This window comes from Reichenbachiella sp. 5M10 (assembly GCF_002742335.1).
In the GTDB taxonomy this organism is placed as follows: Bacteria; Bacteroidota; Bacteroidia; order Cytophagales; family Cyclobacteriaceae; genus Reichenbachiella.
Genome location: NZ_MDGR01000007.1, coordinates 2,468,779 through 2,482,909, shown reverse-complemented (window position 1 = coordinate 2,482,909; position 14,131 = coordinate 2,468,779). Strand labels below are relative to the sequence as shown.

Annotated in this window: 12 protein-coding genes; 8 read left to right on the top strand and 4 right to left on the bottom strand. The window is 43.8% G+C overall.

The features are described 5' to 3' along the window. Positions 1 to 307: 307 nt before the first annotated feature. Genes BFP72_RS09955 through fabD form a run of 3 tightly spaced genes read left to right on the top strand, consistent with a single transcriptional unit; the run spans position 308 to position 4,520 of the window. Complete coding sequence (locus tag BFP72_RS09955; RefSeq protein ID WP_099598993.1) at positions 308 to 3,205, top strand: gliding motility-associated C-terminal domain-containing protein; 2,898 nt, start codon at positions 308 to 310, stop codon at positions 3,203 to 3,205. After that, positions 3,184 to 3,606, top strand: a complete 423-nt coding sequence (locus BFP72_RS09950; protein WP_099598992.1) for a thiol-disulfide oxidoreductase DCC family protein — start codon at positions 3,184 to 3,186, stop codon at positions 3,604 to 3,606. The genes BFP72_RS09955 and BFP72_RS09950 overlap by 22 nt, the downstream gene beginning before the upstream one ends. Positions 3,607 to 3,650: 44 nt before the next feature. Continuing rightward, on the top strand, positions 3,651 to 4,520 hold the full coding sequence (fabD, locus tag BFP72_RS09945) for an ACP S-malonyltransferase (RefSeq protein WP_099598991.1): 870 nt from the start codon (positions 3,651 to 3,653) through the stop codon (positions 4,518 to 4,520). A 109-nt stretch (positions 4,521 to 4,629) separates the two neighbouring features. Here fabD and BFP72_RS09940 read toward each other — a convergent pair whose 3' ends face one another. Further along, on the bottom strand, positions 4,630 to 5,919 hold the full coding sequence (locus tag BFP72_RS09940) for an aminopeptidase P family protein (RefSeq protein ID WP_099598990.1): 1,290 nt from the start codon (positions 5,917 to 5,919) through the stop codon (positions 4,630 to 4,632). 146 nt (positions 5,920 to 6,065) lie between these two features. Between BFP72_RS09940 and BFP72_RS09935 the strand changes: the two genes are divergently transcribed. From BFP72_RS09935 to BFP72_RS09915, 5 genes are all read left to right on the top strand, one after another. After that, positions 6,066 to 7,298 carry a pitrilysin family protein gene (locus tag BFP72_RS09935; protein WP_099598989.1) on the top strand — a complete coding sequence of 411 codons (1,233 nt, stop codon included), beginning with the start codon at positions 6,066 to 6,068 and terminating at the stop codon, positions 7,296 to 7,298. 81 nt (positions 7,299 to 7,379) lie between these two features. Then, positions 7,380 to 7,787 carry an EVE domain-containing protein gene (locus BFP72_RS09930; protein ID WP_099598988.1) on the top strand — a complete coding sequence of 136 codons (408 nt, stop codon included), beginning with the start codon at positions 7,380 to 7,382 and terminating at the stop codon, positions 7,785 to 7,787. Position 7,788: 1 nt separating this feature from the next. Continuing rightward, a complete protein-coding gene (locus BFP72_RS09925; RefSeq protein ID WP_099598987.1) occupies positions 7,789 to 9,342 on the top strand; it encodes a hypothetical protein in 1,554 nt (517 codons plus the stop codon). A gap of 80 nt (positions 9,343 to 9,422) precedes the next feature. Then, complete coding sequence (gene pyrR / locus BFP72_RS09920; RefSeq protein WP_099598986.1) at positions 9,423 to 9,971, top strand: bifunctional pyr operon transcriptional regulator/uracil phosphoribosyltransferase PyrR; 549 nt, start codon at positions 9,423 to 9,425, stop codon at positions 9,969 to 9,971. Continuing rightward, complete coding sequence (locus tag BFP72_RS09915; RefSeq protein WP_099598985.1) at positions 9,968 to 10,891, top strand: aspartate carbamoyltransferase catalytic subunit; 924 nt, start codon at positions 9,968 to 9,970, stop codon at positions 10,889 to 10,891. The genes pyrR and BFP72_RS09915 overlap by 4 nt, the downstream gene beginning before the upstream one ends. Before the next feature lie 6 nt (positions 10,892 to 10,897). Here BFP72_RS09915 and BFP72_RS09910 read toward each other — a convergent pair whose 3' ends face one another. The 3 genes from BFP72_RS09910 to BFP72_RS09900 all read right to left on the bottom strand — a co-directional run bounded on the left by BFP72_RS09910 (position 10,898) and on the right by BFP72_RS09900 (position 14,120). Then, entirely contained in the window at positions 10,898 to 11,797 is a 900-nt protein-coding gene (locus BFP72_RS09910; RefSeq protein ID WP_143520021.1) for a hypothetical protein, read from the bottom strand. Positions 11,798 to 11,924: 127 nt separating this feature from the next. Further along, entirely contained in the window at positions 11,925 to 12,848 is a 924-nt protein-coding gene (locus BFP72_RS09905; RefSeq protein WP_143520020.1) for a hypothetical protein, read from the bottom strand. Between the two features lie 27 nt (positions 12,849 to 12,875). Then, positions 12,876 to 14,120 (bottom strand): CHASE2 domain-containing protein, encoded by a 1,245-nt coding sequence (locus tag BFP72_RS09900; protein ID WP_099598982.1) that lies wholly within the window; start codon positions 14,118 to 14,120, stop codon positions 12,876 to 12,878. Positions 14,121 to 14,131 lie beyond the last annotated feature (11 nt).

Genomic DNA, 14,131 nt, shown 5'->3' with positions numbered 1-14,131 from the left:
TTTTTGATATTTGAATAAGTAATTTGTGTAAAGATATATTCGGGGGGCTAATCTGACAATCAGAAGGGGTATTTAGATTGGGTATAAATAGGCGTATCGAATGCAGTGTCTTGTTTGTCAGGGATATAAGTTTTGACAATTCCCGTAGGTAGAAGATTAAGAAGTCGAATTGTTACATTTTGCATAGATTCTGAATCCTAGACGAATCAATCCACTTATATTTGATATTCAATCCGTGTATATTTGAAGGAATGGATACTGTCCGAATAGAACCCTGTCAGATGTGCACCAAAAATCCGTGTTGGGAATGAACAAATACCTCAAGATTCAATCAATTGTTAGCCTCGGGATATTGCTGTTGCTCAGTAGAGGGACATTTGCTACGCACATTCGAGCAGGGGAAATCATCGCTGAGCGAATATCTACTTCTACGTTGACGTATCGTTTTTCTGTGATTGGATATACAGATACTGGATCCAATGTGGTGTTTGGTGGAGGAGACATAGATTTCGGGGACGGGGTAGTGCTCAATCTCATGGAGCATTCGGAGAGCAATCGTACCATTGTGTTGGAGGACGAAGTGGCTTACAATGTTTTTACGATTGTGCATACATTTCAAGGAGCTGGCCGGTATACCATTCGCTACAACGAACAAAATAGAAATGCTGGAGTAGTCAACATGTCCAATTCGGTGGACACTCCTTTTTACATACAGACCGAGTTGCTGATAGATCCACTTTTTGGGAGAAATGACACTCCCGTGTTTTTGATTCCTCCTGTGGATAAAGGAGCCGAAGGGGCCATCTTCTTACACAACCCGGGTGCCTATGATCCAGATGGAGACAGCTTGTCCTACCACATGGTTGTTCCGCAGCAGTTTTTTGACCGACCGGTCAACGATTACAAAGACCCAAATGATCCTTCCTTTTATAGTAATTATTTGGAAGGGAATCAAGAAGGGGATGGTCCGCCGACGTTTAAGATTGATTCGATCAATGGCAATTTGGAGTGGGATGCGCCGGGGACGAAAGGGGAGTACAACATCGCTTTTGTGGTCAAGGAATGGCGAGAGTACGAAGGACAATGGTTCAATCTTGGTGCAGTGACACGAGACATGCAGATCATCATCGAAGAGACAGACAACAAACCACCAGAAATCATCCAGCCCATGGAGTTATGTGTCGAAGCGGGGGAGTTGATAGTAGAGACAATCGTAGCAACGGATCCAGATGGTGACAATGTGATCATGGAGGCATTTGGTGGTCCGTTTGAATGGGCGATCAGCCCCGCAACCTACACGCCCCAGCCGCCTACTGTCCAGGCAGTGCCTGCGAGCATTGATTTTCGATGGCAGACAGAATGTGCACACATACGTGAGAGACCCTACGAGATACAGATCAAAGCCAAGGATCAACCACCTCTAGGGGCGAAATTGGTGGATTTTAAAACTTGGTCGATTCGCGTCGTGGCTCCAGCCCCGACGGGGTTGACTACTACGAAGTTATCTGGTAGACGGATCGAACTCAACTGGGATACATACAATTGTGGGGATGCACATCAAGTAGAGATCTGGAGACGTGTGGATAGCTACGATTTCATGCCGGATGATTGTGTGGTAGGATTACCCGCTAATGCAGGATATGAACTCATCAAAGTACTAGAAGATAGTACCCAAACGGTCAAAAATCTAACAAGCTATATCGATGGTGACGATGGATTAGGGTTGGCTCCTGGTGCCAACTATTGCTACCGATTGGTGATGAAGTTTCCTCCGCCAGAGGGGGGAGAAAGCTACGCCTCCAACGAGGCCTGTGCCCAAATAGGAGTGGAGGCACCAGTCACACTCAACGTAGATGTAATCGAGACGAGTGAAACGACCGGTAAAATCTATGTGAGATGGGAAGAACCCTTTGACCTGGACCCTGTATTGTTTCCAGGACCTTATACTTACGATGTGGTGCGATTTGAAGGGAAGTCAGGGATGCTGAGTGGTGATACGATTGCGCACAATATTCCTGATCTTGAGCTCACAGATACGGGCTTGGATACAGAGAACTTATCCTATCATTACCTCATTCATGTCTATCAAAGTGACGGTACGTACATTGACTTTTCGTTTCCAGCGTCCTCGGTTCGTTTGGATGCGCTCTCAGAGGTTCAAAGTATCACTCTCAAGTGGTCGGCCATCGTGCCTTGGTCCAATGTCATGGATTCTTTGCCCTATCATCGCGTATGGAGAGACAATGTTGACGATTTCTTCCCGGATCAATTGATTCTCATTGATTCGGCTAAGGTGACAGAGGAGGGATTTACGTATGTAGATGATGGATCGCACAATGGTGTAGCCCTCAGTGATGAGACAGTGTACAGCTACTATGTGGAGACTAAGGGTACTTATGGCAACCCTTCGTTGAGCAGCTATGACCCCTTGCTCAATAAGTCACAGATCTTGTCAGCCCAGCCGAACGATACCATTCCTCCATGTACACCGGTAGATTTTTCATTCGATCCAGATTTTGATTGTGCGACTTTCTTATCGACAAGAGGCTGTGGGTACGATACTTTTTTCAATCTGCTGGAGTGGGACCAAGATGGCGCTTCGTCTTGTGACAATGACATCAGCAGTTACAATATTTATTTCTCCTCTACGGATGATGTGGATTCATTGCCATTTCTAGACAATGTTCAAGGGATGCAGTATCTACATGATAGTTTGTCCTCATTTAAGGGCTGCTATCAAATTGCTGCAGTGGATCGGTCGGGCAATGTCAGTGCGCGGAGTGAACGAATATGCCGTGACAACTGTCCATTCATCAAAATGCCGAATACATTTACTCCAAATGGAGACGGGTTCAATGATTATTTTACGCCATTTTATGATGAGAAGATGGCGAGTGACCAAGGTACGAGCGAAGGAGGAGGGGGAGGGATCTCTGGCTTCTCCAATGCCGATTGTCCACGTTTTGTGTTGCAGGTAAAGTTTACGGTCTTTGACCGAACGGGCGGAGTACTGTATACGTATGATTCGGAGGACCAATCTCCAGAGGATACACGAGCGACGCTTATCGACTGGGATGGGAAGACAGATAGTGGGAGAGAATTAGAGTCAGGAGTGTATTATTATGGGTTGGAGGTCGTTTTTGATGTGTTGGACCCAGATGATGCCAAGAAAAATTACAAAGGGTGGGTCAAAATATTGAGATAGATCAATTGAATCACGTGTTGCTCTACGACGGAGTTTGCAAGTTTTGCAATAGCTCCGTGAATTTTGTGCTAGAGCACGAAAAGAACGATCAACTCAAGTTTGCTCAGCTTCAGTCCCCACTAGGAGTGCGTATACTCGAAGCGTACGGTTATCCGAAAGACTATGCGGAGAGTATCTTGTATCTGTCTGCAGGACAACTCCAATCAAAATCCAAGGCGGCTCTTCGTATTTCTGGATATCTTAGAAGGCCTTGGTCTTGGCTGCAGGTGTTTGGGGTTTTGCCTGGAGGACTTACCGATTGTATGTATGGCATCATTGCCCGAAATCGCTACAAGTGGTTTGGCAAAGCGGATGCGTGCATCCTGCCACCGCCAAACCATAGGGAGAGGTTTTTAGAATGAGTGAATTGCTGTAAGTTTGCGCTCTGAAATTAATCAAGAAGTAAATGAAAGCATATGTATTCCCTGGACAGGGGGCTCAATTTTCGGGAATGGGCAAAGACTTGTATGAAAGTTCCGCTCAAGCGAAATCTTATTTTGATACTGCCAATGAAATTCTCGGTTTCGATATTACCAAAGTGATGTTTGAAGGTAGTGCGGACGAATTGAAAGAAACAAAAGTGACACAGCCTGCTGTTTTTATTCATTCTGCAGTGACTGCCTTGGTTCATGATGATTTTGCGCCTGATATGGTAGCGGGGCACTCATTGGGTGAGTTTTCTGCTTTGGTAGCCAACAAGGCACTAGGTTTTGAGGATGCTTTGAAGCTGGTGTCTCAGCGTGCACTAGCGATGCAAAAGGCTTGTGAGATGAACCCGTCGACGATGGCGGCTATCCTCGGACTAGACGATGCAGTGGTAGAGGAGATATGTGAGTCAATAGAAGGAGTCGTACCAGCCAACTACAATTGCCCAGGGCAACTTGTGATTTCTGGAACCAACGAAGGGATCGCTGCTGCGTGTGAAAAAATGAAGGAAGCAGGCGCTAAGCGTGCCTTGCCATTGCCCGTGGGAGGGGCCTTTCATAGTCCGCTGATGGAGCCTGCTCGTGAGGAGTTGGCCGCTGCGATCGAAGCGACTACTTTTAGTTCTCCGATATGTCCTGTCTATCAAAATTATGACGCCAAAGCGCATAGCGATATCATTGAGATCAAGAGCAATTTGATCTCTCAATTGACTGCACCGGTACGCTGGACACAGTCTGTACAAGAGATGGTAGCCGCTGGAGCAAGTCAGTTCGTAGAGTGTGGCCCGGGCAAAGTATTGCAAGGCTTGGTGAAGAAGATTCACCGTGAGGCAGAAGTTAGTGGCTTGTAAGAGAAAGGATTTTTAGAGCAAGTGACGCACTTGTTTGTATGGTTAAAAGAGGGGGACAGTATACTGTCCCCCTCTTTTTTTTGCTTGTCGATGATACATAGGTATGTACTTAGCTGTTCATGAGACTTTCGATCTCATCCGCATGTACAGGGATGTTTTTCATCAGGTTCTTTTGACCAGTTTCAGTGATGAGGATGTTGTCCTCGATTCGAACACCGATGCCTTCTTCCCGGACGTAGATGCCTGGCTCTACTGTGAGGACCATTCCTGGCTCGAACTTCTTGTAGATACTTGCTACATCGTGGACATTGATACCGAGGTGGTGAGACGTGCCATGCATGAAATACCTCTTGTACGCAGGGTTGTTTGGATCTTGTTTTTCTACATCGGATTTACGGAGTAGGCCCAATGCGATCAATTCGCTTTCCATGAGTTTGCCGACTTCTTTGTGGTATTCGGGGATGGCATTGCCCGGCACTAGCATTTCCGTAGCGGCATTTTTGACACGTAGGACGGCATTGTAAATGTCTTTTTGTCGTTTACTGAATTTTCCATTCACGGGGATTGTACGAGACATGTCTGCATTGTAGTTGGCATATTCGGCTCCTACATCAAAGAGGATCAAATCACCATCCTTGCATTGCTTGTTGTTTTCGACATAGTGTAGTACACAGGAGTTGGCTCCAGAAGCGATGATGGGTTCGTACCCAAATCCAGTTGCACGGTTTCGCAAAAACTCATAAATGTACTCAGCCTCGATTTCGTATTCCCAGACGCCAGGTTTTGTGAATTCCAATATTCTTCGAAACCCTTTTTCAGTGATGTCACAAGCGTGTTGGATTTGCTTGATTTCTTCGGGTTCTTTGATGCATCGAAGGTCAGTCAAGAGAGGGGCAATGCGCTCGTAGCGGTGAAGTGGATAGACGGCCTTGCACCACTTGGTGAAACGTGCCGTTCGGGTTTCTACCGAGGAGGCATTTCGGATGTGCTCATTGCTGTCGAGATAGATGTTTTCGGTCTCTGCCAGGATGGTGTTGAGCGTGCTTTCGAAGGAGTCGAGCCAAAGAATGTGTTGTACACCTGAAGCTTCAATGGCCTCTTCTTTGGTGTATTTATGACCTTCCCAGATGGCTATATCTTCGTTCGTTCGACGTAGAAAGAGTATCTCTCGCATCGATTCGTTGGGAAAGTCCGGAGCGATCAGTAGTATGGACTCTTCTTGATCTATGCTGGATAGGTAGAAGAGATTGGCGTCTTGTTTGAAAGGAAGCGTACCGTCTGCTGTGGTAGGCATGATGTCGCTAGAGTTAAGTATAGCGACAGAATTTGGTTTGAGCCTTTGGCTAAATTTCGCCCTGTTTTTGACGAATAGGTCCTTATTTATCGGGTGATATTTCATCGTATGAAGTGTTGTTTTAATGCGGAAGTAAAAATAAGATTTAATGCGTGGATTCGGATGGAAAATCGACTTAATGATATGGAGAATATGATCTAGTCCCACCGAAATTTCGCTAATTTTGCCCCCTTAAATCAAGTAGGAACAACGTGGAGTACGAACTGGTAGAATTGTCCAATAAAATAAGAGTGGTGCACAAGCAGGTACCGCACACCAAGGTGGCACATTGTGCGATCATGCTGGACATAGGAAGTAGGGATGAAAAAGCAGGGCAAGAAGGGATTGCGCACTTCTGGGAGCACATGGCGTTTAAAGGGACCAACAAACGGAGAGCTTACCACATCATCAATCGTCTCGAATCACTGGGGGGAGAACTCAATGCCTACACCACGAAGGAGAAGATCTGTTTTTATGCGACGATTTTGGACAAGCACCTCGACAAGTCTGTGGAGTTGTTGACTGATATTACATTCAATTCGATTTTTCCTGAAGCGCAAATCACCAAAGAACGTCAAGTGATCCTCGAAGAGATGTCGATGTATCTCGATGACCCAGAGGATGCCATTCAAGATCAGTTGGATCAGCAGGTGTTTAAGGGGCATGCTTTGGGGGAGAATATTCTTGGGACACGTGAGAGTGTCAACCGTTTTGCTACGGAGGATTTTCACACGTTCTTGCAAGATAATATGGATACCTCTCGTATTGTTTTGTCTTCGATGGGTAGCTATTCGATGACTCAATTGCTCAAAGCAGTCAGAAAATACCTAGAAGCAATCCCGATGCTCAGTCAGCCTAGGGTTCGTCAGCGTGTCAATGGTTTTGCCCCTTCAATATTGACAGAGTCTCGGGACATCACCCAAGCGCACATTGGCTTAGGTACGCGCGCATTCAATATCTACTCGGACAATCGGGTGCCATTTTTTGTACTCAACAATATCCTGGGAGGCAACAGCATGACCTCCAAACTCAACTTGTCACTGCGTGAAAAATATGGATTGGTCTATCATGCAGAGAGTAATTTTCAGGCTTTTTCCGATACGGGTATGTTTTCACTCTTTTACGCGACCGAACCCAGCAAAGTCAAAAAGTCATTGGAGATCGTATATCGAGAGATGGAAAGACTCAAAATGGACCTTTTGGGAGTCAAACAGTTGCAGACAGCCAAAGACCAAATCAAGGGACAATTGGCGATTTCAGAGGAAAACAACCAGAATTATATGTTGATGATGGCCAAGAGTATTCTGAATTTCAATAAGATTGAATCCTTAGATGCTGTGTTTGCTAAAATTGATTCTGTGAGTGCTGTTCTGCTCCAAGAACTAGCCAACGAAATACTGGATCGTGACAAGATGTGTCAACTGACATACATCCCCAACAAATAGGGTTATTGTCCAGGAATCATTTTTGTATGTGCTGTTTTTTTAGCAACTTCATGAGATCAAGATCATGAGGGAAGTACTACGATGAATTACTGGCTTATCAAAACAGAACCGAACACGTACTCTTGGGATGACTTTGTCAAACGAGGAAGGGATCATTGGGACGGGGTACGTAATTATGCAGCGCGCAAACATATGATGGAAATGCAACGAGGGGATTTGGCGTTGTTTTACCACAGCGTCAAAGAAAAATCCATCGTCGGAATCGCAAAAGTAGTCAAGGAACACTATCCTGATCCGACGACTGATGATCAGCGATGGGTGGTGGTGGATTTGGTGCCAGAGCGTGCATTGGATGTGCCTGTTTCGCTGGATACTGTCAAAAACGATGTGCGATTGTCCCAGATGGTGCTGGTACACAATGCTCGACTCTCTGTACAGCCTGTGACCCCTCAAGAGTTTGAGGTCATTTCTACATTAGGAAGTAAATAATATGAGCAAACTAAAGTGTGGCTTGATAGGTTGTTGGTTGTTGCTGTCTTTTTCGTTGATGGCACAAGAGCAAACAGAGGAAGATTCGTCTTTCTTGTCGCAAAGCAAGCGGGTGGAGTATGAGGTCAATAATTTTGACGTCAGCATGGAGATTGTCAAGGCAGATGAAGAGGGACTGATGCTCGTGAAAGAGACCAGCGTACGTACGGATGGAGGGTTCGTGTGGGAGCTGAGTTATCTGGATACCGCTTTAGTCGAACAGTGGCATGTGAACATCACGGTGAAGTATGGGATGACTTTTATGGGACACGATTTCAATGGAGAGTCTTTCTTTTTGCTGTTTTCGAAAGGAGAGTATAAGTTGGATGAACTCTATGTCATAAAGGTAGAAAAAGAGAATGGTCATGCCACTGATTTTCATGTCAATACGGTGCTCCCTCTCACTTTGACTCATTTCGAGGTGATCGATCAGGCCTTGATTTTTGGTGGAGATTCTAACAATCGTCCGGTAGTACTGTTTTACGAATTGGAGAGTAACAAGCCAACCGTACTGCCTGGGATCTACAACAACAAAACTGAAATAGTAGATATCCTCATCAACGACGATGCGGGGATATTTACGGTGGTAGTCAATGAAAAATCCCAAGGAAGGGATGTTACTATTTCACTCAAGCTTTTTTCTAAGCAAGGCAAATCGTTGCATACAAGCACACTCAAAACCGTGTATGAGAAGAGCTTAATCGATGGAGTACCTACAGATTTTGATTATGGGATTCAGTATGTGGCAGGGACCTATTCGGCACGAAACTCGGAAATATCCAAAGGAATCTACATCGCCAAGCTCGTGTATGGCGAGCAAGAGTTCATCAAATTCCATAGCTACGGAGAGTTGGACAATTTCTTCGGCTACCTCAATGACAAGCAGGAGCAGCGGATGAAAAGCAAAATTGAAAAAAGAAAGGGGAGTGGTAAGGATATGAATCTCAACTACCGCTTGATGGTTCATGATATTGTGCAACGAGAAGACGAGTTTATATTGATAGGAGAAGCGTATATACCGAAGTATTCTAGTACTACAAGTGTGCAGGGGAGTATGATTAATCCTTATGTGCAAAATGGACAACAGCCCTCATATGCCCAACCCAAACTCCTCGGGTACAACTATACCCATGCCATCGTGGTGGGCTTTAGTGCCGAGGGGGATGTGATTTGGGACAATAGTTTTGAGATCAACGATGTGCAGGTGTTTCCGTTGATTGAGAACGTGCAAGTGAAAGTGGATCCTAACAAGATCGTACTGATGTATTCCTCAGACAACAGTTTGAAAACAAAGATTATACAAGGAGATAGTGTCCTCGAGGGGAAAAGTATGAATGATATCAAACTCAAATATGAGAGTGATGAAGTCAAGGAGAGTATCTCTGGAATGGAAGGTATCAAATGGTGGTATGGCAAGTGTTTTTATGCGTATGGTATGCAGAAAATTAAGAATCCATCCGATGATGGCGTGAAATTGAATAGGAAGGTCTTCTATATCAATAAGGTAGGATATTAAATGAAAGGTCAATTGAATCTTATGGACAAATGCTTTTCATTCTGATTTAGGTCTCTCTATATTTGCTTAATTATAAGCTCATGCAGAAAAGACTCCTACTTAATAACAAACACTTAAGTATCACGATTTCCCGCCTTTGTCATCAGCTTATTGAAAATCATCAAGCTTTTGAAAATACAGTTTTGATTGGCCTTCAGCCAAAAGGAGTGTATTTGGCCGAAAGAATAAAATCCAAGCTGGAAGAGATCATCCAAAAGCCTATTGAGATAGGGTATTTGGATATTACCTTTTACCGAGATGATTTCAGAAGGCGCGAGGAACCGTTGACTCCCAACGAGACGAAAATTCCCTTTATCATAGAGGATAAAAACGTGATTTTGATTGATGATGTACTCTATACGGGTAGGTCAGTCAAGTCTGCCATGGATGCTATGAGTGCCTTTGGACGTCCAGCCAAGGTGGAGTTTCTGGCCCTGATCGATCGGATTCATAGTAGACATATTCCAGTAGAAGCCAATTATATTGGCAAGCAAGTCAATACGGTTTTTTCACAAAAGGTATTGGTGGAACTCACCGAACAAGGCAAGAAAGAAGATAAAATTTGGTTGATTGATAAATCTAAATCATGAGTCAGTTAAGTAGCAAACATTTATTGGGTATCAAGGATTTGACCAGAGAGGATATCCAATTGATATTCGAAACTGCAGACAATTTCAAGGACGTCATCAATCGACCGATCAAGAAAGTACCTTCGCTGCGGGACATTACCATTGCCAACGTTTTCTTTGAGAACTCTACACGGACTAAATTGTCTTTCGAATTGGCAGAAAAGCGACTCTCTGCGGATGTGATTAATTTTTCTGCATCGGGTAGTTCGGTCAAAAAGGGAGAGACGCTACTCGATACGGTCAACAACATCTTAGCGATGAAAGTAGATATGATCGTGATGAGGCATAGCTCTCCAGGGGCGCCCCACTTTCTTTCCAATCACATCAATGCCAACATTGTCAATGCGGGTGATGGGACGCATGAGCACCCCACGCAAGCTTTGTTGGATACTTATTCGATGCGCGAACGCGTTGGAGATTTGGAGGGAAAGAATGTCGCAATCATTGGAGATATCATTCATTCTCGAGTGGCTCTGTCCAATATCTTTGCTTTGCAGAAGCTAGGTGCCAATGTCATGATCTGTGGGCCAGCTACGCTGGTGCCCAAGTATATTTCTTCCTTTGGTGTCAAAGTTGTTTCAGACGTGCGTCAAGCTTTAGAATGGTGCGATATAGCCAATGTATTGAGGATACAATTGGAGAGACAACAAATCAAGTATTTTCCTTCTTTGAGAGAGTATTCACTGTATTTTGGGGTGAATAAACAGCTCTTGGATAGTTTGAACAAGGAAATTGTCATCATGCACCCAGGTCCAATCAATAGGGGAGTGGAATTGACGAGTGATGTAGCTGATTCTCATCACTCTATTATTTTGGATCAAGTCGAAAATGGTGTAGCAACGAGAATGGCTGTTTTGTATCTCTTGGCAAGTGTAGCCTGAGTCAACTTACAGTTGACTCAATCCATTGTTGATGAGAAATTCCCCGTACAATACTTGAAAATCTTCTACGTCAGGGTCGTTTGCAATGATCTCCTCGTATTGAGTGATGGCATCTAGCAATAGACCATGCTCTTCATAAAACGACGCAAGAATTAATTTGCTCAATGGAGAATCATAAGGGATTTCTGCTTTGATTGCATCAAGCTCTTCTTGAAGATCAATTTGATCTTCTACAGGTAGTCTTTCAATTCCGTAGCTTGGGGAGAATAGCTCTTCGTTTCCTTTGACGGTCACTTGTACTGTGATCAGCTGTTCTTCAGCTAAGTTTTCATCATTGAAGTTGATGCTGAGGTATGTTTTGTCCGTCTCAGCAGTAAATATCTCTTCGTCAAAAATGTTCTTGATGGTGATGAAGTAGTAGGCACTGTCACCCACGGAGTTCCAACGTAGCGTGGCTTCTGGGTTGTACACCTGCACAGACTGAGGAATCATCAATTCGATCGCGGTACTGTTGGCTCTGTGGACTGCTCTAGTTAGATTGCCATTCACATCTTGTGTAGCATCTGCTTTGTTGAGAACAAATTTTGCATAGCGATTTGAAGCGCTGTTGTCTGATTTGGTCAATTTTGCTTGTAGATCCTCAATAGTGATATTGCCAGGTTCTTTTACTTCTACAGTTTGTCCAGATTTGTGCATCAAACCGACGTAGGGGTTTTGTCCTACAATCAGTGCATCACCTTCATTCAATTTGATTCCTGTACGCAGAAATACCGGAGCTGTGGTATTGGTAGTTTGTACCTTGTTGGCCCCTTTGTTGGCCAGTACGCGAAACTCAAACGTCTGAGCCATAGACTGTGCCGACAGAAGTACAATACAGGTGAATAGAATACTGATGCGTGTTTTCATCGTGGTTGAAATTTAAACGAGTGTTGTTTGAGATTAGCTCGCTATTAAAATTAGACTACTTATAGTTAAGGACAAAAAAAACCGCATCCGAAGATGCGGTTAAATTCATTAATTTTTCTGTAAGTCCTTATTGTAGACCATTCTTGATTAAGAAATCGTCATAGATCATTTTGAAGTCATCTACTTCTGGAGCTTCTTGGATGGCTTCTTCATATTCTGTAACTGCATCCAAAATCAAGTTGTTTTCTTCATAGAATGAAGCAAAGATCAGCTTGTTGAGTGGAGAATCATCCGAAATCTCTGCTCTCAACTCTTCGAGGTTTTCATTGATAGCTGCTGCATCGTCTGCAGAGATTCTTTTGATCCCATAATCCCCAGATACAATGTCGCTCTGCTCTTTGACTTTGACTGTCAAGATAACCAAACGCTCATTGGCTAGATTTTCGTTATCAAAGTCTACTGCCAAGCTAGTCTTTTGTGTCTCAGCTTTGAAGATTTCTTCGTCAAAGATGTTCTTGATACTAACTATATAAGCTGGGTTTTCTACTCCTGGAGCTTCGGTCCAACGAATGATGGCTTGAGGATTCAATATATCTACTGAACTCGGGAGCATGACTTTGAGGGCACTACTTGATGTAGCACGCTCTACAGCTCCTGTAGCTTTCATGTTTTGACGATAGTTTCGGTTTACATCACCGTCCCCTTCGTTCATTTTATTCATCACAAACTGTGCGTATTTGTTTGCTACGTCGTTTTGTGATTTAGCAAGTTTGGATTCCAAATCCGTGATTTTAGTCACGCCTGAGTTCCTTACTTCTATGGTTCTACCTGTTTTGTGCATGAGTCCAATATAAGCTCCATCAGCCGCTATCAGTTCGTCACCACTCATCAATGTCGCTCCAGTTTTTAGAGGGACAATCTCTCCGTTTACTCCCTTTTTTACTTGATTGGCACCCTTACTAGCCAATACGCGAAAGACGAAACCTTGTCCATAGCTGACGTTGACTAGAAAGAATATCAAAAGAGTTGAAAATATTAGTTTAGTTCTCATGATATAAAATATTAATGAATTACAAATTTATAGTTTTCCTATTCGAGTTAAATCCTTTCTCCCTTCTTTTGTGAAAAGATTCTTGACTACTCCAAAATATACTTCTAGGGCATCCCCTGCGATCAATACACCTACAATCATCCACGTGGTGTCTATTTTGTAATCGTAGACCGTAAATAGGATCAATCCTAGACTAAATAACGTAGAAGCTTCAATTAATTGTATAAGTTTTGTCAAACCATCATACCAAGAGGGCATCGTATGGTAGATGAAAGCAAACAGCACGATGTTGAGATAGAGCAAGAAGATGGCGATGAGAGCTTCTAGGTTGTCGTTCATTTCATCAATGTAGTTGGCTTCCAATATCATTGAAATGGCATTGGCATGGACGACACCTCCAAACATGTCTGCGTGTCCTTTGCCTGCATAGTGAGCATTGAGAGGAGTGAAATATTTGTCTTCAAGTGCTTTTCTATCTCCTAGCTCAGAGCCTAAGAAACAGAACAATACACATTTGTCTTTGATCAATTCAGGAGCAAATTGCCCTTCGTATACTTGGTACCAGTCGAGCGCGAAGTAGGTGATGGGGGACTCGGTAGCTCCATAGTCAAAAATATTGCCTTTGTAGTTGATGACCTCTACATCTTTGTCTCTTGCGAGAAATTGGTTGGTTTTGGCCGAGTCTAGATAAGAGGCAAGCTTGACGGACAAGGCATACTCTTTTTCTCCATTGACCACTTCTCTTGGTGCAAAAGAGCGACATACTTTGATGTCATCTTGATCAGCGGCACCAGTGATGAAGTTGGCGAAAGCCGTCTCTCCAAATTGACTAAACAAGGGGTGGGAAGTTGCCAATGAATCGAACCCATTGTTTTCATTGGGCTCGAGGAGTTTGCTGACTGTTACGAGATTTTCTACCTGCGAAAAAGCCTGTGCCAAGGCAATATCACCTAGAGTGTCTTCTTTGAGGTTGTAAAAAAACATATCCATGCCAATCACAGCGGGTTCGGCCATGTTGATGATGTTGACTAGGTCTGCAATGCCTTTTCTATTGAGGTCGCCTACGTTGACGATAATGATGTTTTCTTCAGCAAGCTGATCTTCGTTGATTTGAGAAAAAACGATGTCCGTACTCTCCATGTCCGCAAAGGCATCTCCAATTGGATCAAAGATGTCGAAGACCTTGAAAGCAAAGAGTTGGTTGACAGCAAGTCCAAGAACAAGGATGAATACGAGTGCGTAAATGGTGTCTAGCCAGAATTTCTTAAACATTAGGGTTTGGT

Bases quoted from the DNA above. Each gene is read 5' to 3' on its own strand.
- pyrR (WP_099598986.1), top strand. From the start codon at position 9,423: ATGCAGAAAAGACTCCTACTTAATAACAAACACTTAAGTATCACGATT.
- BFP72_RS09905 (WP_143520020.1), bottom strand. From the start codon at position 12,848: ATGAGAACTAAACTAATATTTTCAACTCTTTTGATATTCTTTCTAGTC.
- BFP72_RS09900 (WP_099598982.1), bottom strand. From the start codon at position 14,120: ATGTTTAAGAAATTCTGGCTAGACACCATTTACGCACTCGTATTCATC.
- BFP72_RS09925 (WP_099598987.1), top strand. From the start codon at position 7,789: ATGAGCAAACTAAAGTGTGGCTTGATAGGTTGTTGGTTGTTGCTGTCT.
- fabD (WP_099598991.1), top strand. From the start codon at position 3,651: ATGAAAGCATATGTATTCCCTGGACAGGGGGCTCAATTTTCGGGAATG.
- BFP72_RS09940 (WP_099598990.1), bottom strand. From the start codon at position 5,919: ATGAAATATCACCCGATAAATAAGGACCTATTCGTCAAAAACAGGGCG.
- BFP72_RS09955 (WP_099598993.1), top strand. From the start codon at position 308: ATGAACAAATACCTCAAGATTCAATCAATTGTTAGCCTCGGGATATTG.
- BFP72_RS09915 (WP_099598985.1), top strand. From the start codon at position 9,968: ATGAGTCAGTTAAGTAGCAAACATTTATTGGGTATCAAGGATTTGACC.
- BFP72_RS09910 (WP_143520021.1), bottom strand. From the start codon at position 11,797: ATGAAAACACGCATCAGTATTCTATTCACCTGTATTGTACTTCTGTCG.
- BFP72_RS09930 (WP_099598988.1), top strand. From the start codon at position 7,380: ATGAATTACTGGCTTATCAAAACAGAACCGAACACGTACTCTTGGGAT.